23 protein-coding genes are annotated in these 21,384 nt (G+C 49.9%); 22 read left to right on the plus strand and 1 reads right to left on the minus strand.

What is annotated here, in order from left to right:
• Position 1 precedes the first annotated feature (1 nt).
• From hisB to B5066_RS08425, 12 genes are all read left to right on the plus strand, one after another.
• Positions 2 to 592, plus strand: a complete 591-nt coding sequence (hisB, locus tag B5066_RS08370; RefSeq protein WP_079475488.1) for an imidazoleglycerol-phosphate dehydratase HisB — start codon at positions 2 to 4, stop codon at positions 590 to 592.
• Between the two features lie 18 nt (positions 593 to 610).
• Positions 611 to 1,255, plus strand: a complete 645-nt coding sequence (gene hisH, locus B5066_RS08375; protein WP_079475489.1) for an imidazole glycerol phosphate synthase subunit HisH — start codon at positions 611 to 613, stop codon at positions 1,253 to 1,255.
• Positions 1,248 to 1,979 (plus strand): 1-(5-phosphoribosyl)-5-[(5-phosphoribosylamino)methylideneamino]imidazole-4-carboxamide isomerase, encoded by a 732-nt coding sequence (hisA, locus tag B5066_RS08380; protein ID WP_079475490.1) that lies wholly within the window; start codon positions 1,248 to 1,250, stop codon positions 1,977 to 1,979. The genes hisH and hisA overlap by 8 nt, the downstream gene beginning before the upstream one ends.
• On the plus strand, positions 1,979 to 2,737 hold the full coding sequence (gene hisF / locus B5066_RS08385; RefSeq protein ID WP_079475491.1) for an imidazole glycerol phosphate synthase subunit HisF: 759 nt from the start codon (positions 1,979 to 1,981) through the stop codon (positions 2,735 to 2,737). The genes hisA and hisF overlap by 1 nt, the downstream gene beginning before the upstream one ends.
• Entirely contained in the window at positions 2,734 to 3,363 is a 630-nt protein-coding gene (gene hisIE, locus B5066_RS08390; RefSeq protein ID WP_079475492.1) for a bifunctional phosphoribosyl-AMP cyclohydrolase/phosphoribosyl-ATP diphosphatase HisIE, read from the plus strand. The genes hisF and hisIE overlap by 4 nt, the downstream gene beginning before the upstream one ends.
• A 182-nt stretch (positions 3,364 to 3,545) precedes the next feature.
• On the plus strand, positions 3,546 to 4,577 hold the full coding sequence (locus B5066_RS08395) for a tetratricopeptide repeat protein (protein ID WP_079475493.1): 1,032 nt from the start codon (positions 3,546 to 3,548) through the stop codon (positions 4,575 to 4,577).
• An 89-nt stretch (positions 4,578 to 4,666) separates the two neighbouring features.
• Entirely contained in the window at positions 4,667 to 5,611 is a 945-nt protein-coding gene (gene trxB / locus B5066_RS08400) for a thioredoxin-disulfide reductase (protein ID WP_079474155.1), read from the plus strand.
• A gap of 149 nt (positions 5,612 to 5,760) precedes the next feature.
• Entirely contained in the window at positions 5,761 to 6,234 is a 474-nt protein-coding gene (locus B5066_RS08405; RefSeq protein ID WP_079475494.1) for an NUDIX hydrolase, read from the plus strand.
• 16 nt (positions 6,235 to 6,250) lie between these two features.
• Positions 6,251 to 7,135, plus strand: a complete 885-nt coding sequence (gene rapZ / locus B5066_RS08410) for an RNase adapter RapZ (protein ID WP_079475495.1) — start codon at positions 6,251 to 6,253, stop codon at positions 7,133 to 7,135.
• A 5-nt stretch (positions 7,136 to 7,140) separates the two neighbouring features.
• Complete coding sequence (locus B5066_RS08415) at positions 7,141 to 8,082, plus strand: gluconeogenesis factor YvcK family protein (protein WP_079476991.1); 942 nt, start codon at positions 7,141 to 7,143, stop codon at positions 8,080 to 8,082.
• A 20-nt stretch (positions 8,083 to 8,102) separates the two neighbouring features.
• Entirely contained in the window at positions 8,103 to 9,065 is a 963-nt protein-coding gene (gene whiA / locus B5066_RS08420; RefSeq protein ID WP_079475496.1) for a DNA-binding protein WhiA, read from the plus strand.
• A 171-nt stretch (positions 9,066 to 9,236) separates the two neighbouring features.
• Positions 9,237 to 9,494 carry an HPr family phosphocarrier protein gene (locus B5066_RS08425; RefSeq protein WP_079475497.1) on the plus strand — a complete coding sequence of 86 codons (258 nt, stop codon included), beginning with the start codon at positions 9,237 to 9,239 and terminating at the stop codon, positions 9,492 to 9,494.
• 46 nt (positions 9,495 to 9,540) lie between these two features.
• On the opposite strand, the gene clpP is transcribed toward B5066_RS08425, so the two are convergent.
• The gene (gene clpP, locus B5066_RS08430) at positions 9,541 to 10,119 is read right to left on the minus strand and encodes an ATP-dependent Clp endopeptidase proteolytic subunit ClpP (RefSeq protein WP_022793882.1); all 579 of its coding nucleotides are present in this window, start codon (positions 10,117 to 10,119) and stop codon (positions 9,541 to 9,543) included.
• Positions 10,120 to 10,488: 369 nt separating this feature from the next.
• On the opposite strand from clpP, the gene rpoN reads away from it, so the two are divergent.
• The 10 genes from rpoN (at position 10,489) to B5066_RS08480 (ending at position 21,366) form a co-directional block, all read left to right on the plus strand.
• The gene (rpoN, locus tag B5066_RS08435; RefSeq protein ID WP_079475498.1) at positions 10,489 to 11,817 is read left to right on the plus strand and encodes an RNA polymerase factor sigma-54; all 1,329 of its coding nucleotides are present in this window, start codon (positions 10,489 to 10,491) and stop codon (positions 11,815 to 11,817) included.
• A gap of 285 nt (positions 11,818 to 12,102) precedes the next feature.
• Complete coding sequence (locus tag B5066_RS08440) at positions 12,103 to 13,149, plus strand: sugar-binding transcriptional regulator (RefSeq protein WP_079475499.1); 1,047 nt, start codon at positions 12,103 to 12,105, stop codon at positions 13,147 to 13,149.
• 73 nt (positions 13,150 to 13,222) lie between these two features.
• Positions 13,223 to 14,230 (plus strand): type I glyceraldehyde-3-phosphate dehydrogenase, encoded by a 1,008-nt coding sequence (gap, locus tag B5066_RS08445; RefSeq protein ID WP_079475500.1) that lies wholly within the window; start codon positions 13,223 to 13,225, stop codon positions 14,228 to 14,230.
• A 213-nt stretch (positions 14,231 to 14,443) separates the two neighbouring features.
• Entirely contained in the window at positions 14,444 to 15,634 is a 1,191-nt protein-coding gene (locus B5066_RS08450; protein ID WP_079475501.1) for a phosphoglycerate kinase, read from the plus strand.
• Between the two features lie 44 nt (positions 15,635 to 15,678).
• Positions 15,679 to 16,437 carry a triose-phosphate isomerase gene (tpiA, locus tag B5066_RS08455; RefSeq protein ID WP_079475502.1) on the plus strand — a complete coding sequence of 253 codons (759 nt, stop codon included), beginning with the start codon at positions 15,679 to 15,681 and terminating at the stop codon, positions 16,435 to 16,437.
• Positions 16,434 to 17,966: a 2,3-bisphosphoglycerate-independent phosphoglycerate mutase gene (gpmI, locus tag B5066_RS08460; RefSeq protein WP_079475503.1), complete on the plus strand. Its 1,533-nt coding sequence runs from the start codon at positions 16,434 to 16,436 to the stop codon at positions 17,964 to 17,966. Before tpiA ends, gpmI begins: the two co-directional genes overlap by 4 nt.
• Positions 17,967 to 17,989: 23 nt before the next feature.
• Positions 17,990 to 19,273, plus strand: coding sequence for a phosphopyruvate hydratase (gene eno, locus B5066_RS08465; protein WP_079475504.1), 1,284 nt, complete (start codon positions 17,990 to 17,992; stop codon positions 19,271 to 19,273).
• 164 nt (positions 19,274 to 19,437) lie between these two features.
• The gene (gene secG / locus B5066_RS08470; protein ID WP_022793890.1) at positions 19,438 to 19,668 is read left to right on the plus strand and encodes a preprotein translocase subunit SecG; all 231 of its coding nucleotides are present in this window, start codon (positions 19,438 to 19,440) and stop codon (positions 19,666 to 19,668) included.
• Between the two features lie 168 nt (positions 19,669 to 19,836).
• Positions 19,837 to 20,583 carry an alpha/beta hydrolase gene (locus B5066_RS08475; RefSeq protein WP_079475505.1) on the plus strand — a complete coding sequence of 249 codons (747 nt, stop codon included), beginning with the start codon at positions 19,837 to 19,839 and terminating at the stop codon, positions 20,581 to 20,583.
• Positions 20,584 to 20,613: 30 nt separating this feature from the next.
• Positions 20,614 to 21,366: an alpha/beta hydrolase gene (locus B5066_RS08480; protein ID WP_079475506.1), complete on the plus strand. Its 753-nt coding sequence runs from the start codon at positions 20,614 to 20,616 to the stop codon at positions 21,364 to 21,366.
• The last annotated feature ends 18 nt before the right edge of the window (positions 21,367 to 21,384 follow it).

The raw sequence follows: 21,384 nt of genomic DNA on the forward strand, positions 1-21,384 counted from the left end.
TATGGCAGAACGCAGAGGAAGCGTCGAACGCACGACGGGAGAAACATCTATCCGGCTGCAGTTTGGCATCGATGGCGAAGGGGACGGGGTCATACAGACGAACGTGCCGTTTATGAGCCATATGCTCGATCTGTTTAAAAAGCATGGCCATTTCTCCCTTGACGTGCAGGCCGAAGGCGATGTAGAAGTGGACGATCACCATACGACAGAAGATATTGGTATTTGCCTCGGAGAAGCCTTCATGCAGGCGCTTGGAGATAAAAAAGGTATCCGCCGCTACGGCCAGGCGAAAATTCCAATGGATGACGCCCTTGCGGAAGTTGTCGTGGATTTAAGCAACCGGCCGCATCTTGAATACCGGGCAGATCTTCCCGCGGCTAAGGTAGGGACGTTTGACACCGAGCTCGTACATGAATTTTTATGGAAGTTTGCGGTGGAGTCCCGGATGAATCTGCATATAATTGTTCATTACGGGCACAACACTCATCATATTATCGAAGCGATCTTTAAAGCGATGGCACGTGCCCTTGATGAAGCGACACAGCTTGATCCAAGAGTGAAGGGCGTTCCTTCCACTAAAGGAATGCTATAAAAAAGGAGTGGAACACGCGTGATAGGAATAATCGATTACGGCATGGGCAACCTGTACAGCGTGAAAAAAGCCCTGGAGCGACTCACCATCCCTTATTTTGTGTCCGAGGATACAGAGGAGCTTGCGGAAGCAGACGGGTTAATTCTTCCCGGCGTTGGAGCTTTTCGGGATGCCATGAATTTAATCCGGGAAAACGGCCAGTTTGAATTTATTGAACACTGGGCGGCTGACGGCAAACCGCTGCTTGGCATCTGCCTCGGCATGCAGCTGCTGTTTGAAGGCAGCGAAGAACATGGGGACACAGAAGGGTTCGGCTTTCTGCCGGGTTATGCCCGCAGGTTCTCCGGAAAAGACAGCCAGGGGCGAAAACTGAAAGTGCCACACATGGGATGGAATTCGCTCACGTTTCATCAGCCGGATCACCCGCTGCTGAAAAATGTGGAAGAGGGCCATGCTTATTTTGTGCATTCCTACGTGATTGAAACCGCCGATCCGGACGTGCTGCTTGCCACCAGCGATTACGGCGAGGTAGTGCCGGCGGTGGTCGGCCGCGGCGAAATTATGGGTACGCAGTTTCACCCTGAAAAAAGTAGTACAGTCGGTATTGGAATGCTTGAAAACTTCGGCGCGATCGTCCGCGAAAGGAGCGGAGCTCATGAGTGATTTTATTGTATACCCGGCAATTGACATCCGTAACGGCAACTGCGTACGCCTTTTTCAGGGCGATTACAGCCAGGAAACCGTTTATGGAAATTCGCCATTTGAGATGGCAGCTTCGTTTGCGAAGGCGGGCGCGGAGTGGATTCATATGGTCGATCTTGACGGGGCGAAAGAAAAGCGGCGCATCAATCATGCTGACGTCGTTCGCGCCGCTCAGGAACTTGACGTCCGCGTTCAAGTCGGAGGCGGCATCCGAACGGCAGAGGACGTGGACTATTACTTAGCAAGTGGAGTGGACCGGGTAATACTGGGCAGTGTCGCCCTTCAGTATCCGGATTTTGCCCGTAAAATGCTTGAGAACCATGGCAGCCGGATTGCGATCGGTCTCGACGCCAGAGACGGGTATGTTGCTGTCAACGGTTGGCTCGACACCTCTGAGGTTACGGCTGTGGAACTGGGACGGGAAATGGCTGCCCACGGAGCAGAAACGTTTATATTTACCGATATTTCAACCGACGGCACGATGTCCGGACCGAACGTGGAGGCGACGAAACAACTCGCAGAGGCGACCGGCGTGAACGTTATCGCTTCGGGGGGGATCGGCACAATGGAAGACGTACGAAACCTCGCGGACAAGCGGGATAAAGGGATCGCCGGTGTTATTGTCGGAAAAGCGATATACACCGGCAAAGTAGATGTGGCAGAAGCCGTGAAGGAGGTACAGTAATGCTCACGAAACGGATCATTCCATGTCTGGATGTGAAAGAAGGAAGGGTAGTGAAGGGCACGCAGTTTGTAGAACTGCGGGATGCCGGTGACCCAGTGGAGCTCGCGGGGTTTTATGATGAGCAGTGGGCGGACGAGCTGGTGTTTCTCGATATCTCAGCCTCACATGAAGGCCGGAAAACAATAATAGATGTCGTGGAGCAGGTGGCTGCAACCATTGCCATTCCTTTCACGGTCGGCGGTGGTATCAGCTCGGTCGATGACATGCGCAATATGCTCCGCGCAGGCGCAGATAAGGTTTCGCTCAACACGGCTGCGGTGAAAAACCCTGAACTGATTACTCAGGGAGCCACCTATTTCGGCTCGCAATGCATCGTCGTAGCGGTTGATGCGAAGTACGATGAGTCGATTGGCTCTTGGAGAATCTACACGCATGGCGGCCGCACGCCGACAGATTGGGAAGTGACCGACTGGGTTAGAGAAGTCACCGCCCGGGGTGCAGGGGAGATTCTTCTGACAAGCATGGACCAGGACGGAGCCAAAACCGGCTTTGACGAAGCTTTGACGCGAACGGTCAGCGAAGCGGTGGATGTGCCTGTTATTGCTTCGGGCGGAGCCGGGGCCAAGGAGCACTTTGTAGATGTGTTTGCAAAATCAGGGGCAGACGCGGCGCTTGCTGCTTCGATCTTTCACTACAAAGAGACATCGATTGAAGAAGTGAAAGCCTTTATCCGGGAGAGAGGAGTCTTAGTACGATGAATGTCGACGAATTAACATTTGATGAAGCAGGCCTGATTCCGGCCGTAGTCCAGGACGCTATTAGTAAAGAGGTTCTGACGCTTGCCTATATGAACAAAGAATCGCTGCAGAAAACAATCGATACAAAGGAAACCTGGTTTTACAGCCGGTCCCGCCAGGAACTATGGCATAAAGGGGAAACATCCGGAAATAAGCAGCAGGTATCAGACATCCGGTATGACTGTGACAGCGATGCCTTAAACGTGCTTGTCGAGCCAGCAGGCCCTGCCTGCCATAAGGGAGATTACAGCTGTTTTTCCCGTTCGCTGCTGTCGGAAGAAAAGCAGTCAGCCGATGGCCGGCGGTTTGCAATTATTAATGAACTTGAACAGGTGATTGCCACCCGCGAAGCTGAAATGCCGGAGGGCGCCTACACGACGTACTTGTTTACCGAAGGCGTGGATAAGATTTTGAAAAAAGTCGGTGAGGAAGCCGGTGAAGTAATCATTGCTTCCAAAAACCGGGATCACAAAGAACTCAGCTGGGAAACCGCTGATCTTCTGTACCATCTGCTAGTACTGCTGAGGGAACAGAAGCTCCCGCTTGACGATGTGCTGCAGGTGCTTGAAGAAAGACATCGTTCATAAAAAGACTATTATCAAAAATGACCGTCCTTTTCGGGCGGTTTTTTCTATAGGCTTCTTCTGGCTATTATAGTGATGGGTGAACTGCTAAGAGTTTTCATGAAGCAGGGGGCGTGTTATAATGTCACAATTGATAAGGAACGTGAAAGAATCAGGGAAAACAAATGAAGGAAGGATGAAAGGAATTGGGCTCAAAACAAAAAAACGAAGACGCAATTATTCCTTTCTTGCAGTCAGGTGAATACTTCTTTCAGCGGGGCGTGGTGGCTTATCAGAAAAATCACCTGAAGCGTGCCGTTCTCTTTCTGGAAAGAGCTGTAGAGCTCGAGCCTTCCAAAGGATTGTTTCAATGCCAGCTTGCTGCAATATACACAGATATGGAACGATTTGAGCGCTCCAATGATATCCTGGACCGGGTACTTAAAGACATCGAGCCGGAGCGCTCTGAATGCTATTTCTTTCTGGCCAATAATTACGCCTTCCAGGGTAATTTTGAAAAAGCAGCAGAAACAGCCGGGTATTATATGAAAATCGCGCCGGAAGGAGACTTTGCAGAAGAAACGAAGGAACTGCTCGAAATGATTAAAGAAAACGAGCCCGGGCTCCTGGAGCATCCAGGCGATATGACTATTTATGAACGGGCAGTAGAACAAGCGGCTAAAGGCCGGGTGCAGGAAGCCCAGGAGCTGTTTGAAGAGCTTTTGGAACAGGAGCCCGATTACTGGGCAGCGTACCACCAGCTGGCAAAACTTCATCAGCACCGTGGAGACACACGGCAGGCAGTGCAGCTTTTAGAAAAAGTTCATCAGGAAGGTGCTTACGTGCCGGCAAGCTGCCAGCTCGCTGCGTTGTATGAAAGCCTGGAGGATCATGATCGTGTAAAAGAAATAATGAAGGTGCTGACAGCAATTCTTCCGCTCGACCGGGAATCCCTGCACTGGATCAGCGCCGTTTGTGCCTATCTCGGGTATTATGAAGACGCCTGTCGTTATGCCCGGCTTTATCATAAGCGATTTGTGATCGAACGCGGATCGGTTGCGTTTTATCACGGGGCGGCGTTATATTTGCTCGGAGAAACGGGCCAGGCGGCAAAATGGTGGAAGCAGAGCCGCCAGCTTGATCACCCGGAAGTGAAAGAGCTCTACCGGGAATATGAACAGAATACACTGACCGAGCAGCGGGTAAGGGAATTAGTACAGGATGATTTCCAGCAGTAAGCAGACTACTGGACGCTGAAAACCGGCTGCCATACAATAAATACAGATGCCATAAGACAGTGATATTTAAAATAAGGGGAGTGGCCTTTATGACGGAAGAACGAATTTATGATGTGATTATCGCGGGTGCCGGCCCGGCCGGCATGACGGCGGCCGTGTACGCCTCGCGGGCGGAAATGGATACGCTCATGCTTGAGCGCGGCGTGCCCGGCGGGCAGATGGCCAACACCGAGGACGTGGAAAACTACCCGGGCTTTGACCATATCCTCGGGCCCGACCTGTCGACGAAAATGTTCCAGCACGCCCAGAAGTTCGGCGCGGCGTACGCCTACGGCGACGTCTCCCGCGTCGAGGACGGCAAGGAATACAAAACGGTTTATGCCGGCAGCAAGCAGTACAAAACGCGGTCGCTGATTATTGCGACCGGGGCGGAGTACAAGCAGCTCGGCGTCGAGGGCGAGCAGGAGCTCGGCGGCCGCGGCGTGTCCTACTGTGCGGTGTGTGACGGCGCCTTTTTCCGGAACAAGGAGATCGTGGTCGTCGGCGGCGGGGACTCCGCCGTCGAGGAGGCGGTGTACCTGACCCGGTTTGCCGACAAGGTGACGGTCATCCACCGCCGCGATGAGCTGCGGGCGCAGAAGATCCTGCAGCAGCGCGCGTTTGTGAACGACAAGATCGACTTCAAGTGGAGCACGGTCGTCAAAACGATCAACGGCGACGGCGGCAAGGTCGGAAGCGTCACGCTGACGGACCTGAAGACCGGCGAGGACTATGACTTTGATACGAGCGGGGCGTTCATCTACATTGGGCTGCTGCCGCTGAACGGGGCGTTTCTCGACCTCGGCATCACGAACGACGAGGGCTATATTGAAACGAACGAGGACATGGAAACGAAGATTCCGGGCGTGTTCGCCGCCGGCGACATCCGGGACAAGTTCCTGCGCCAGATCGTCACGGCCACCGGCGACGGGTCGCTTGCGGCACAGACGGCGCAGCAGTACGTGGAAGAACTGAAAAACGCGGTCGAAGCGTAGGCGCTCCCGCTGAAACAATGAAGCACAGGCGCAGAAAATCATTTCTGCGCCGTTTTTTGGTGTAGAAAACATAAGATACTTTCTTTTGTAAATTGTCTGAACCATCGAAGGATAGTATACTGGAAAAAGGTATATGTGAGGTGGTACACATGCAGCGGGTAACAAATTGTTTTTTACAGCAGGATGATCAACTGCTTATGCTCAAAAAACCAAGTTTCGATTGGTGGAACGCCCCCGGCGGAAAAATGGAGCCGGGGGAATCAGTATATGATTCAGTACAGCGGGAATTTCGTGAAGAAACAGGGCTTACGATTGAACGGCCGCATCTGAGGGGCATTTTTACGTTTATCACAATAGAGAATGGCCTTGAAGCAAATGAATGGATGATGTTTACATTTGAAGCTTTTGGTGCATCCGGCCAGCTGCTTAATGAATCTCCAGAAGGCGTACTCGAATGGAAGCAAAAACGGGAAGTATCTTCTCTTCCGATGGCTGAAGGAGATAAGGCGATTGTAGAGCATATTTTGAATAATAAAGGGACGGTGTATGGTACGTTCCGCTATACAAAAGACCGCCGGCTTCTGGAGAGCCGGCTCGAGCACTCCACGCCATACTACATGTAAAAGAGGGATGCAGACGATGGAACAAGAGCGGAAATCGATTCAGGTGGAAATCATTACCGGGATGTCAGGGGCCGGAAAGACGGTCGCCATCCAGTGCTTTGAAGATCTGGGCTATTACTGTGTAGACAATCTGCCTCCTTCCCTAATCCCGACGTTTATCGATTTAATTGAAACAACAGAAAATAAGACGGATAAAGTAGCCTTCGTGGTGGATCTCAGAACGAGGGAGTTTTTTGACCACCTGTTTGCTTCGATCGATCAGCTTGATCAGCGCAAGGAGCTGTCGACACATATTTTGTTTTTGGATGCTGGAGACCAGGTGCTTGTCAGCCGTTATAAGGAAACGCGGCGCTCGCACCCACTTGCAAGTGAGGAGACACCGCTTGAAGGCATTCAGCTTGAGCGGGAGATGCTGCAGGAATTAAAGGGACGTGCGCGCCATATTATTGATACGAGCAGCCTGAAACCGAGAGAGCTGCGGGAGCGTATATTAACAGATTATGCTGAGAAAAATCAGTCGGTCTTTAATGTGAATGTTATGTCCTTCGGGTTTAAGTATGGAATGCCGATCGATGCAGATCTCGTTTTTGATGTTCGCTTTCTGCCCAACCCTCATTATGTGGAGCACCTGGAGCCAAAAACCGGTCTCGAGGAAGAAGTGTCTTCGTACGTGTTAAAATGGACAGATACAAAAGAATTTATAAATAAACTGGTGGATATGCTTGAATTTATGCTTCCGTTATACAAACAGGAAGGCAAGTCGCAGCTTGTCGTCGCGATTGGATGCACAGGAGGCAAGCACCGCTCCGTGACGCTTGCTGAATACATTGCGTCTTACTTTTCAGAGAAATATGAGACGAATGCCAATCACCGGGACATTGAGGAAGGAAGGAAAAAATAGACGTGATGGACCCGAAGGTTGTAGTGATGGGCGGTGGCACAGGCATAGGTGTTCTGCTCCGGGGGCTGAAACAGTTCCCGGCAGATATTACGGCGATTGTGACCGTCGCAGACGACGGAGGAAGCTCGGGGCGCTTACGGAAAGAGTTTAATATTCCGCCCCCCGGGGACGTAAGAAACGTATTAGTGGCGCTCGCAGAAGTCGAACCATTAATTGAAGAATTGTTCCAGCACCGCTTTGCAAGCGGAGAAGGGCTGACCGGCCATTCCCTTGGGAATCTTCTGGTAGCCGGAATGACTTCCATTACCGGAGACTTTGCCAAAGGAATTACTGAACTAAGTACCGTGTTAAACGTTCGAGGGAAGGTTCTTCCAGCCTCTAACCGAAGCATTGAGCTGTTTGCAAAAATGAAGGACGGCTCTACGGTCTACGGGGAGTCGCTTATTCCAAAAGCCGGCAAGCAGATTGAGCAGGTGTTCATCCACCCGCCGGATGCTGAAGCTCTTCCGGAAACCGTGCGTGCCATTGAACAGGCGGACGTTATTGTCATCGGTCCCGGAAGTTTGTTTACAAGCATTCTGCCGAACTTGATCGTCCCCGGTATCCGGGACGCCATCAACCGTTCGAAGGCCCGGAAGGTATATATTTGCAATGCTATGACACAGCCGGGAGAAACGGACGGATTTTCAGCGTCCGATCATCTGCACGCCCTCGAAAAGCACACAGGGGGCACACTTGTGGATACGATCCTTGTGCATGATGAAGAAATTCCGGTGCCGGTGCTCGAGAACTATGAAAAACAGCAGGCGTTTCCTGTGAGGTGTGATTATGAAAGATTAGAACAGTTTGGGTGCCAGGTAGTAACAGATACGTTTATGCACTATGACGGCCTCGTTCTCCGTCATGATGCCAAAAAGGTATCTGAAGCCCTGCTCGCCCGTGATTGACAGAAAGGCGGTGAAGATGGATGTCTTCATTTGCGGCTATAACAAAGAAAGAATTAACCCAGATCGAGGTAGACGATACGAGCGCTAAAGCAGAACTGGCTGCGTTAATTAGAATGAACGGTTCGATTTCTTTTGGCAACGGCCAGCTGATTTTAGATGTTTCGACTGAAAACGCAGCAATCGCGAGGCGGATCTATTCTTTAATCAAGCGTATTTATAAGGATATGGTCATTGAACTGCTTGTCCGGAAAAAAATGCGTTTAAAAAAGAATAATGTTTATGTGGTGCGGATGGCAGAAGAAACCAAAGAAATGCTGACGGATCTTGCCATCATGGAAAATGGCTATCAGTTTAACCGCTCAATTTCTAATGACGTGATTCCGAATACGGACAGCCGGCGGGCGTATCTGCGCGGAGCCTTTTTAGCCGGGGGATCGGTTAACCATCCGGAAACGTCTTCGTATCACCTCGAAATTTACTCAATGTATGAAGAGCACAACCGGGCTCTCCGGACTCTGATGGAAACATTCGGACTTACATCGAAAAGCCTTGAACGGAAAAAGGGCTATATTCTTTATATTAAGGAAAGCGAAAAAATTACCGAGTTTTTAAATATTATTGGTGCTCACCAGGCCCTGCTGTATTTTGAAGATGTACGGATTATGAAAGACATGAGGAATTCGGTGAACCGCCTCGTAAACTGCGAAACAGCGAATCTCAATAAAACCGTGGGGGCTGCTTTACGGCAGGTCGAAAACATTCAGCTTGTCCAGGCGGAAGTCGGGCTCGAAAACCTTCCGGAAAAAATCCGCGAGATAGCGATTCTGCGTGTGCAGCATCAGGATGTTACGCTGAAGGAGCTCGGGGAAATGGTACCGAGTGGAAAAGTGAGTAAATCCGGGGTGAATCACCGACTGAGAAAGATCGACCAGATCGCGGAACGTATCCAGGCTGGTAAGCCGCCAATTCCCGAAAAAATTTAATTAGTAAAAACCGGCGCCTGTAGGAAGAGAGGGGGGCCTCTACTGCCACAGGCGCCGGTTTACAGCCGTTGTTAAAGCGCTTGCTTAAAAAGTTACCGAATTGACTTACGTTATTGGTGCAAAAAAAGCGGGTACCGGATGAAGACAGATGGAGAAAGGAAGATAATAACTATGGTCGAAAAAACAGTAGAAGTAAATTTGCGCACAGGGCTTCAAGCCCGGCCGGCAGCATTATTCGTTCAGGAGGCGAACCGGTTTCATTCCAACATTTTTCTGGAAAAAGATGAAAAAAAGGTGAATGCTAAAAGCATTATGGGCGTTATGAGCCTCGCAGTGCGTACAGGGGCCTCGGTTAAGCTTTCGGCTGAAGGTGCAGACGAAGAGGAAGCGGCCGAATCATTAACGGAGTTTATGAAAAAAGAAATGTAAATAATAAAAATCAGGACAGCGCTATGCCGTCCTGATTTTTTGTCTCTTACTGTCCCATAACCTGGTCCACGAGACCATATTCTTTTGCCTGCTCCGCACTCATAAAGTTATCACGATCGGTATCGCGCTCGATAACTTCAAGCGGCTGGCCGCTGCGGTCAGCAAGGATTTGGTTGAGCTTTTCGCGCATTTTAATAATGCGGCGGGCATGAATTTCAATATCAGCAGCCTGGCCCTGAGTGCCGCCGAGCGGCTGGTGAATCATTACTTCACTGTTTGGAAGAGCATAACGCTTGCCTTCCTGGCCGGCTGTAAGAAGAAAAGCACCCATTGATGCTGCCATGCCGACACAGATAGTGGAAACCTGCGGCTTAATGTGCTGCATTGTGTCATAAATAGCCATGCCGGCTGTGATCGAGCCGCCCGGACTATTAATGTAAAGAGAAATGTCTTTCTCCGGATCGTCGGCTTCGAGGAAAAGAAGCTGCGCTACGATCGAGTTGGCTACGTTGTCATCAATGCCCGAGCCAAGCATAATAATGCGGTCTTTCAACAAACGCGAATAAATATCATATGCGCGTTCGCCCCGGTTGGTTTGTTCAATAACTGTTGGTATCAAGTTCATGAAAAGAGTCCTCCTTTAATGAAATGTATGCCTACATTCATGGTAGTTGTATGGAAAATATTTTTCCTTCCGCGTTGCTGTTATTATCATAACTCTTTGGTCAATTAAGGTCAAATAAAAAGTATGCTCCTATTTCATATATTCACACGTTACCTCTCATTCCCTTCATTTTCACAAACATAAACGTGCCGTGTAAATGTTTCTGCTTCAGGATATGCCTTAAGTTATATGAAAAATGATCTGACAAACAAATAGAATGCCCAGATCTATTTTCATATAATACCAATAACTGAACAAGGAAAGATATCGAATTAAGGAAGAAAAATATGTTATGATATAAGAAAGCGTTTCCAAACGGAGGTGGAAATAATGGGTTTAGGGCTTGAATTGCAGCAGAAGCAAGAGATGAGTTTAGTGATGACGCAGGAATTAAAGCAGGCAATTGCCCTGTTGAAGCTGTCGACCCAGGAATTATCTGACTATCTGCAGGAAGAGGCGATGGAAAACCCTCTAATGGATTTAACCATGCCTTCTATTACTGACGGTACTGCGCTGTCTGCCTCTCAAACAGCAGTCCCTGCCTATACCCCGGCATCCGGAAATGAACAGCTGGACTGGCGTGAGCCGGCAGGGGAAACTCTCGAAGATACGCTGAGGGAACAGATTGCCTGCGGCCGTTACAAAGGCAGGGAACGGGATATACTTCTGTTTTTAGCCGGAAGTGTCGATGAGCGTGGATACTTAGAAGACATCAAATGGGAAATGGAGAAGAAGTTTCAGCTTGAAAGCGAAGAAAGCGAGCAGTATATTTCGACGTTCCAACAGCTTGAACCAGCAGGAGTCGGGGCAAGAAATTTAAAAGAATGCCTCCTTCTGCAGCTTGAACGCTGTCTGGATACGGATCCCTATATTGATCAGGTAGTCGCCGATGACCTCGAGGCGCTAGGAGCAAAGAAATGGCGCTATCTTCAGCAGAAATATCATCTCAGCAAAGAGCAGCTCCAGGAGATTTACACTTGCCTTCAAAAGCTTTCGCCGTATCCTGGGGATGCGTATAGGCAGGAGGCATCTATTTCTGTGTCCCCGGATATCCGTGTAGAAGAGGCTGAAGGAAAGTGGGTCGTCACTATTTTAAATGACCGGCTTCCGGAACTGCAGATGAATGAAAAATACTGGCGTCTCTTGCAGCAGGATACCGATGAAGAAGCCAGGCAGTATGCAATGGAAAAATATAAGCAGTTTTTATGGATTGTAAAAAGTGTCGAACAGCGGCAGCAGACGCTGCAGAAAGTATCAGAAGCGATCGTCGGAGCCCAGAGTGAATACTTAAAGTACGGCGAAGAAAAACTTCGTCCTCTTACGCTCCGGGAAATAGCTGAGCAGGCGGAGGTGCATGAATCCACGGTTTCACGGACGACGAGCCGCAAATACATGCAGACACCTCACGGCCTGGTGGAGCTGAAGCATTTCTTCTCCTCAAAAATTGCGCGCCTGGAAGAAGACGCTTCAAGCAATGGAGTGAAGGCCATGATGAAAAAACTGATTAAAGAAGAAAATAAAGAAAAGCCTCTTTCGGACCAAAAGCTTGCAGATCTGCTGCAGCAGGAACAGAAGTGTACGATTTCAAGGCGGGCGGTTGCGAAATACAGAACAGAACTCCGCATTCCTTCTTCCTCCCAGCGCAAGCAGCCAGTATAGCCAGTATCCTCCTTGCGAAAAAGGAGGATTTTTTATGCATAAAATTATCAGCATTCGGGTAATAGTCTAATGTAACAACTTGAAAATCACGGTGAACATTTGCGTTGATTTTCCAGATGCAGATTGCTACAATGAAATTGTGAACAAAACGTTCATTTTTTTATAAAATGAGCGGGACAGAAAATGTCTCTCCGGGACCTTATTAGTCCCGGAGGGGGAAGTGAAGATCAATGATGAGGAGTGGCTTGAAATAAGCTGCTGCCACAGGTTCGGTGGTGTAGCAATATGTTACGTGACGTATTGGAGATGCAGCGGAAACTGCAGCCTGATGTGCTCGAAACGTTAGGGAAGAGGTACCGCATTTTGCAATACATCCGCCTGATGCAGCCGATTGGAAGAAGAACCCTTGCCACTCAGCTATCCATTTCAGAGCGGGTTCTGCGCAGTGAAACAGATTTTTTGAAGCAGCAGGGGCTTATTCTGATGCAAAGCGCAGGGATGCTTTTAACTGAAGAAGGCACCAAGCTGCTCGAAGGACTCGAACAGACAGTCAAATATACTTTTGGCCTCGAGGAATTGGAGCAGAGGCTGGCGGGTTATTTATCCGTGCCTAAGGTTATCGTGGTGGCGGGGGATAGCGACGAGCTGCCGGTGGTGAAAAAGGAACTCGGACGGGCTGTGGTACAGCAGATGAAAAACCGTGTGCGTTCAGGGGACGTCATTGCGGTAGCCGGCGGAACGACGCTTGCTTCAGCTGCTGAAATGATGGTCCCTGACCCGAGATGGCAAAACACTATTTTTGTACCGGCCCGCGGCGGCCTAGGGGAAAAAGTAGAAATTCAGGCCAACACTATCAGCTCCGCCATGGCGATGAAGGCCCAGGCTTCGTACCGGCTGCTTCATGTTCCCGACCAGCTGAGCGAGGATACGAGACGTTCGCTCATGCAGGAACCCGGAGTGCAGGAAGTGCTCGATCTGCTGAGCACGGCATCGATTGTGGTTCACGGCATTGGAGAAGCAAAAACGATGGCCGGCCGGCGGACGACGAGTGCTTCCCTGCGCAGCAGACTAGAGGAAGAGTCGGCGGTGGCCGAGTCATTTGGCTACTACGTTAACCAGGATGGACAAGTGGTGCACCGGGAAAATACGGTGGGCCTGCAGTGGGACGAGCTCCGGCGGGACCAGACAGTAATCACCGTAGCCGGGGGATCGAGCAAGGCAAAGGCAATTGACGCTTATATGCGCTACCGCCCAAGCAGCATACTGATTACCGATGAGGGCGCAGCGAAAGCCATTTTAGAACAAAACGATGCGCCGGAGGCAACTGAGTAACAGGCAGAATACCTGCCGCATTATGCTGCAGTAGCTTTCACAATTATTTATATTCCAAGGAGGAAAAATCATTATGGCAACAAAAATTGGTATTAACGGTTTTGGACGTATTGGACGTAACGTTTACCGGGCAGCTTTAAACAACCCGGACGTGGAAGTAGTAGCAGTAAACGACCTGACTGACACTGATACACTTGCGCACCTTTTAAAATATGACACCGTCCACGGAACGCTTGACGCAGAAATCGAAGCAAGCGGTGACAACCTTACAATTAACGGCCACAAGCTGACCGTTTTCTCTGAAAAAGATCCAGCGAAAATCGACTGGAAAGGCGTAGAAGCCGAGATCGTTGTTGAATCTACAGGCATCTTTACGCAGCGTGATCAGGCTGCCAAACACCTTGAAGGCGGAGCGAAAAACGTTATCATTTCCGCACCGGCTAAAGGCGTGGACGCCACATTTGTTGTCGGCGTTAACGAAGGCGAATTCAAGCCGGATGAGCACAAAGTCGTTTCTAACGCATCCTGCACAACCAACTGCCTGGCTCCAGTAGCTAAAGTACTGGACGAAAAATTCGGCATCAAACGCGGCCTGATGAATACAGTTCACTCCTACACGAGTGACCAACAGATCCAGGACGGCCCGCACAAAGATCTTCGCCGTGCGCGCGCTGGCGCTGAAAACATCATTCCGACAACTACAGGCGCCGCTCAGGCAGTAGCACTCGTGCTTCCGCAGCTTGACGGTAAGCTTACTGGCGGTGCGATGCGTGTTCCTACTCCAAACGTTTCCCTTGTGGACTTCGTAGCAGAACTCGACAAGGACGTAACAGTAGACGAGTTGAACAACGCATTGAAAGAAGCTTCTGAATCTGACGAACTGAAAGGCATTCTTGGTTACAGTGAAGAGCCGCTCGTATCGAAGGACTACAACGGAAGCGCTTATTCTTCCACGGTAGACGCTCTTTCAACACTCGTTATGCAGGACAACATGGTCAAAGTAATCGCTTGGTACGACAACGAATTCGGTTATTCCAGCCGTGTTGTGGACCTCGCAGCAAGCTTTGGCAAAAAACTGTAAACCATTTATTTAGTGCTTGGGAAAGGGAGGAGAATATTATTTCTTCCTCCCTTTTTTAAGTCTGTACAGCTCTATTTTCCGGCCTGCCGGACATCAGATGCTCTCACGAAGCATTAAAAATAGACGTTCCAGTTTTTTCTGCGGCGGGTAAAGAACGGGAGTGCAGATTTTTGTTATGATAGATGAGGAAGAAAAATTAAGGGAGGTTTGGCAATGGCGTTAAATAAGAAAACCATCCGCGATTTAGATTTGAAAGGCAAAACGGTATTTTGCCGCGTTGATTTCAACGTGCCAATGAAAGATGAAAGCATTACGGATGACGCACGGATTCGTGCAGCTGTACCAACAATTCAATACTTATCCGAACAGGGAGCGCGTGTCATTCTCGGAAGCCACCTTGGACGCCCGAAAGGGGAAGCGGTGGACGAGCTTCGTCTCGGACCGGCAGCAGCCCGTCTTGGCGAAATTATGAATGTCGATGTGAAGAAGGTCGACGAAGTATACGGCGAAGAGGCTAAGCAGACAGCGGCATCCCTGGAGAACGGAGAAATCATGCTTCTTGAAAACCTGCGCTTTGAAGCAGGGGAAGAGGAAAATGATGAAACTCTGGCAAAGAACATAGCATCCCTTGCAGACATTTACGTAAATGATGCCTTCGGTGCGGCTCACCGGGCTCACGCGTCTACAGAAGGAGTGGCGCGCCACCTTCCGTCCGCAGCCGGCCTGCTGATGGAAAAAGAACTCGATGTGCTCGGCCAGGCGCTTGAGGACCCGGACCGTCCATTTACAGCAATCGTTGGGGGAGCAAAAGTAAAAGACAAAATCGGCGTTATCGATAACCTCCTCGATATCGTGGATAACCTCATTATCGGCGGTGGACTCGCCTACACGTTCGTTAAAGCGAGAGGCTATGAGATCGGCAAGTCCATGCTTGAAGAAGATAAGCTTGATATGGCCAGAAAATTCATGCAGAAAGCTGAAGATAAGGGCGTAAACTTTTACATGCCAAAGGACGTTATTGTTTCCGACGATTTCAGCGACGATGCAAACACACAGGCAGTGAGTATTGACAGCATCCCATCCGATTGGGAAGCCTTGGACATCGGGCCCGAAACGAGAAAGGAATATGCCAACGTCATCAAGGATTCGAAGCTTGTGATCTGGAACGGGCCGGTTGGCGTGTTTGAATTCACTACGTTTGAAAAGGGCACGCGTTCCATCGCTGAGGCAATGGCTGAAGCTTCCGGCACGTACACGGTTATCGGCGGCGGAGACTCGGCGGCAGCGGTAGAAAAATTCGGGCTGGCAGATAAAATGAGCCATATGTCCACCGGCGGCGGTGCTTCGCTTGAATTCATCGAAGGCAAAGTTCTGCCAGGTGTAGCAGCACTGGATGATAAATAGGCAGGCAGCACGTATATTTACTATAATCTTAGCGGGGTGAAACAATGAGAAAACCAATCATAGCAGGCAACTGGAAGATGAATAAGCTTCACGGTGAAGCAGTGGATTTTATCGAGCAGGTAGCAGGCAAAGTACCGAACGCAGAAGAGGTGGAAACGGTAGTATGCGCACCGGCTCTGTTTTTGAAGGACATGAATGAGGCAGCAGCATCGAGCGACGTGAAAATCGGCGCCCAGAATATGCACCAGGAAGACAGCGGTGCGTTCACGGGCGAAATCAGTCCGGCAGCGCTCGCAGACTTAGGCATTCCTTACGTCATCATCGGCCACTCCGAACGCCGCGAAATGTTTAACGAAACCGACGAAACCGTCAATCAAAAAGTAAAAGCAGCCCTGAACCACGGGTTAACACCGATCATGTGCTGCGGGGAGTCCCTTGAGCAGAAGGAGAACGGCTCTACAGAAGCAGTCGTGCGCGAACAGATTGAAAAAGGCTTTGCCGGACTGAGTGCGGAGGACGCTGCGAAAGTGGTTGTTGCTTACGAGCCAATCTGGGCTATCGGCACAGGCAAATCATCGACTGCCGAGGACGCGGATGAAACGTGCGGTTCGGTAAGAAAAGCACTTGCCGGGCAGTACGATCAGGATACAGCTGACAAAGTACGCATTCAATACGGCGGCAGTGTAAAACCGGAAAATATTGAAACGTACATGGCGAAAGAGCACATCGACGGTGCCCTTGTCGGCGGTGCGAGCCTGAAGCCGGATGCGTTCCTGGAGCTTGCTGAGGCGGGAAAACAATGAGCAATCAGCCAGTAGCACTGATTATCCTGGACGGCTACGCCTGCCGGGAGGAAACCAAAGGGAACGCGGTAGCTAAGGCAAACACGCCAAACTTTGACCGCTATTGGAAGCAATACCCACATGAAACGCTGACAGCTTTCGGCGAAGCCGTCGGCCTGCCTGAAGGACAGATGGGCAACTCAGAAGTCGGCCATATGAATATCGGGGCCGGCCGGGTCGTTTATCAAAGCCTTTCTTTAATTAATAAGGGCATTAAAGAAGGAACGTTCAAAAACAATCAGGCATTTCAACATGCCGTGGACCATGTGAAAGAAAACGACAGCGCCCTTCATTTATTCGGCCTGCTTTCTGATGGCGGGGTCCACAGCCATATAGACCATTTAAAAGCACTGCTCGACATGGCGAATGAAAAAGAAATCGAGCGTGTATACGTTCATGCCTTTTTGGATGGCCGTGATGTGGGGCAGCGTTCCGCTAAACAGTATGTATCCGAAGTGGAAGACTATATGAAAGAAATCGGTACCGGCGATATTGCGACGGTTCAGGGCCGGTACTATGCAATGGATCGTGACAACCGCTGGGAACGTGTGGATAAATCGTACCGGGCTATTACGTACGGGGAAGGACCTTCCTACGAAACAGCTGAAGAAGCTGTGGACGCTTCATACGAAGAAGAGGTTTGGGATGAATTTGTGCTGCCATCGGTTATTACAAAAGAAGGAGAAGCAGTCGGCCGTCTGCAGGACAATGACGCAGTGATCTTCTTCAACTTCCGTCCGGACCGTGCCATTCAACTGTCACAGGTATTTACGCAGGATGGTTTTAACGGTTTGGAACGCGGAGACAAATTCCCATCCAATCTGAAATTTGTCAGTATGACGCAGTACAGTGATTCAGTAAATGCAGAAATTGCCTACCCTCCGCAGGACCTGGTCAATACAATGGGTGAAATCGTTTCAGATGCTGGACTGCACCAGCTTCGTATTGCAGAAACGGAAAAGTATCCGCATGTCACCTTTTTCTTCAGCGGTGGACGCGAGGAAGAGTTTAAGGGCGAAACGCGGGTGCTGATCGATTCGCCTAAGGTAGCCACGTACGACCTGCAGCCTGAAATGAGCATATATGAAGTGACTGAGGCGCTTGAAAGCGAAATTCAGTCTGAAAAACATGATTTTATCGTGCTGAACTTTGCCAATCCGGACATGGTCGGCCATTCTGGTGACCTTGAGGCCACGGTTAAAGCAATTGAAGCAGTGGATGAATGCCTCGGACGGGTCGTGGACCTGCTGCACGATAAGGGCGGACGTGCCATTATTACAGCAGACCACGGAAACTCTGATGAAGTAACAACGCCGGATGATAAACCGATGACAGCCCATACGACCAATCCGGTGCCAGTCATCGTCACTGGCGATGAGAATGCAAAGCTCCGCAAAGGCGGCGTGCTCGCTGACCTGTGTCCAACAGCCGTAGAGCTGCTGCAGATAGAAAAACCAAAAGAAATGACGGGGCAGTCCCTCATTCAATAATCAATCATAGGAGTGAATCATTTATGAGTTTAATTGCAGATATTTACGCACGCGAAGTACTCGATTCCCGTGGGAATCCAACGGTAGAAGTAGAAGTATTTACAGAGACTGGCGCTTTTGGACGCGCCCTCGTGCCAAGCGGCGCTTCCACCGGTGAATATGAAGCAGTAGAGCTTCGTGACGGCGGCGACCGCTTTATGGGTAAAGGCGTCACTAAAGCAGTCGACAATGTGAATGAAACGATCGCCGAAGAAATCATCGGCTTTGATGTAACAGACCAGACAGGCATCGACCAGGCAATGATCGAACTTGACGGAACAGACAACAAAGGCAGCTTCGGTGCCAATGCCATTCTGGGTGTTTCGATGGCGGTAGCCCGTGCGGCTGCAGACGAACTCGGGGTGACGCTGTACGAATACCTCGGCGGCTTTAATGCAAAAACCCTTCCGGTTCCAATGATGAATATCCTGAACGGCGGCGAGCACGCAGACAACAACGTTGACTTCCAGGAGTTCATGGTTATGCCTGTCGGCGCCAGTAACTTCCTTGAAGCTGTCCGTATGGGTGCAGAAATCTTCCATAACCTGAAGAAAGTACTTGGAAGCAAAGGCTATAATACGGGTGTCGGCGACGAAGGCGGCTTCGCCCCGAACCTCGGCTCGAACGAAGAAGCACTCCAAACGATCATTGAAGCTATCGAAAAAGCAGGCTATAAACCGGGCGAAGAGATTATGCTTGCGATGGATTCTGCAGCTTCTGAAATGTACGAAGACGGAAAATACCACCTCAAAGGTGAAGGCGTTGTGAAAACAGCGGACGAAATGATCGAATTTTACCAGGATATGGTGTCGAAATATCCTATCGTCTCTATTGAAGACGGCCTGGATGAAAACGACTGGGAAGGCTTCAAAAAGCTTACAGACGCTCTTGGCGACAAAGTACAGCTTGTGGGCGACGACTTGTTTGTGACCAACACCAACAAGCTGAAAGAAGGTATTGAAAAAGGCATTGGCAACTCCATTCTGATCAAGGTGAACCAGATCGGCACGTTGACTGAAACCTTTGATGCTATTGAAATGGCGAAGCGTGCTGGTTACACAGCCGTCATTTCCCACCGTTCCGGTGAAACAGAAGATACGACAATCGCGGACATCGCAGTAGCGACCAACGCGGGTCAAATCAAAACAGGCGCTCCGTCCCGTACGGATCGTGTGGCAAAATACAACCAGCTTCTGCGCATCAATGACGAGCTGGCGGAAACCGCTGTTTACCTGGGCAAGGATGCTTTTTATAACCTGAACAAATAATTGCTTTTCGACCGCGGCCCGGAATACGGGCTGCGGTTTTTTATAATTGAATAAACCACCTCTGCCACGCGGCATTCAGCCTGTATTGCTGCATGTGCTTGCGCTGCACGTGCTGGTGTGTTACATTAATACAAGCGTAATTGGAACGTGGAGGTGTACGGGTGATGATAACGGCGTTGTACGTTGCATTAATAGTCGTTGCGGTCATGCTTATTGCAATTATCTTATTGCAGTCAGGCCGAAGCAGCGGTTTGGCAGGAGCAATTTCCGGCGGAGCCGAACAAATGGTTGGCAAACAGAAAGCGAGAGGCATCGAGGCCTTTCTGATTCAGTTTACAGTAGTTCTGGCTGTGTTGTTTTTTGTTCTTACCATACTCATCGCCTATTTTGTCTAACAGACAGTATAGGAAGCTATCTCAGCAGCGGACGATTCCAGCGTTCGCTGTTTTTTCTGTTGCCGGCTGATGTTTGCTTTTCCTGTATTTAGTGAATCAAAGAAGCAGGTAGAAGTTTAGCGTTTTAGTGAGAGGCTAAAGGTAAATAAAAAATAGGGGACCAGAAACATGAAGACAACCAGGAAAAACCAGACGATTGGATGTTTGTGTCTGCATGGATTTACGGGCTCCCCGTGGGAAATCGAGCCAATTGCCGAGAACCTCCGTGCTTCGACGGACTGGATGGTGGAAACGCCGGTCCTGCCCGGGCATGCATATGGCAGCTTCAGCATTCAAAACCGGGTTTCCTATATCACATGGATTCACGCAGCCGACCGCGCGGCTAAAAGGCTCGCGGCTGCCTGCAGCACCCTGTATGTGATCGGATTCTCGATGGGTGGCCTGCTTGCCTGCTATGTTGCGGCCCGCTATAGAGTGGAGCGGCTTGTGCTGATTGGCACGCCGATGGAGTATATTAATCCCGTCCAGTTTTTAAAGGACACGCTGCTCGTAGCGATTGGCCGGGCGAGAGGATCGCTGCACCCGTGGTACGGCGTAGCTGCAGAAAAATTAAGAACCCCCGGATGGGCGCTTAGAGAATTTCAGCAGGCAGCACGGGTGCTGCGGCCATTTGTTGGAAAAGTATCCTGCCCGGTGTTTATTGGCCAGGGCGAAAAGGACGGCCTGGTGCCGGTCCGGAGCGCCGCGCGTATATACAAAACAGTGCAGAGTCCAGTAAAACAGTTTGTGATTTACAAAAGCGGCAAGCATTTTCTCTTTCACGGCCCCCACCGTCATGAAACAGTAAAAGATGTACGGTTATTTTTAACAGCAAAACAAATAAATTCTGAAAACCTTATGCGAACGATAGAATAAATTGAATAGAAGAAAGATAGGAGACGATGAATCATGCGTGTAGTACCCCCTAAATCATTTACCTTTGAAGGAGGAAACCGTGCAGTTCTACTGCTGCACGGATTCACAGGATCCTCGGCGGATGTGCGGATGATGGGACGCTTTTTGGAAAAGAAAGGTTATACTGTACATGCGCCGGTATACAAAGGACACGGTGTTCCGCCGGAAGAGCTGATGGAAACGGACTACCATGACTGGTGGGAAGACGTCAAAGCGGGAATGAACGAATTAAAAGAGAGAGGCTTTGACCAGATAGCGGTCGGGGGCCTTTCTCTCGGCGGACTGATGGCTTTGCGTGTGGCGTATCATTACGATGTCCTTGGAGTTATTCCGATGAGCGCCCCAATGTCAACGTTCAACAACGCGGACAAATTATATGGAGACGTCATCAATTACGCAAAAGAATTTAAACGCCTTGAAGGCAAGGGCCAGGACCAGATTGATAAAGAGATTATGGAATTCCGCCAGCTCCCGACGGACACGCTGCATTCGGTGAACCGCCTGATCCGGGAAGTGGCAGACGGCCTGGATATGGTTCACGCCCCGGTGATGATTGCCCAGGGCGAAAAAGATGATATGATTGCAGAGGACAGCGCAAACATTATTTACGAAGAGATCTCTTCGCAGGATAAACAGATTAAGTGGTACCCGGACTCCCCGCACGTCATTACCCTCGGAAATGATCGCGATGAGTTGAACGAAGATGTCTATCAGTTTTTGGACAGATTAAATTGGTCAAAATAAAGAAAGAGCGCAGAGCTC

Source organism: Marinococcus halophilus, assembly GCF_900166605.1.
GTDB lineage: Bacteria > Bacillota > Bacilli > Bacillales > Marinococcaceae > Marinococcus > Marinococcus halophilus.